Annotated in this window: 1 pseudogene; it reads left to right on the top strand. The window is 67.1% G+C overall.

Annotation, left to right across the window (positions count from 1 at the left end):
* Positions 1-444, top strand: a pseudogene (locus tag F6S12_RS32955) (molybdopterin-dependent oxidoreductase); the annotation flags it as partial.

Raw genomic sequence — 444 nt, 5'->3', positions numbered from 1 at the left:
TCGGGCCTGGACAGCTACCTGGCCGAGGTCGATGCCACGTCCTGGAACCACATCGTCGAGCAGTCCGGCCTGAGCCTGGCCGACATCGAGCTGGCCGCGCGCATGTACCGCAAGGCCAAGCGCGCGATCATGTGCTGGGCCATGGGCCTGACCCAGCACACCCACTCGGTGCCAACCATCCAGGAAGTGATCAACGTGCTGTTGCTGCGGGGCAATATCGGCCGTCCCGGCGCCGGCCTGTCGCCGGTGCGCGGCCATAGCAACGTGCAGGGCGATCGCACCATGGGCATCAACGAACTGGCGCCCACCGAGCTGCTGGATGCCCTTGAGGCGCGCTTCGGCTTCAAGCCGCCCCGAGAGCACGGGCACAACACGGTGATGGCGATCTCGGCCATGGAACAGGGCCGGGCCAAGGTGTTCATCGGCCTGGGGGGCAACTTTGCC

The organism is Pseudomonas sp. JV245A (assembly GCF_032424515.1).
Taxonomy (GTDB): Bacteria; Pseudomonadota; Gammaproteobacteria; order Pseudomonadales; family Pseudomonadaceae; genus Aquipseudomonas; species Aquipseudomonas protegens.
Note: the sequence above shows the minus strand (reverse complement) of the source record. Positions and strands in the feature narration are given on the sequence as shown.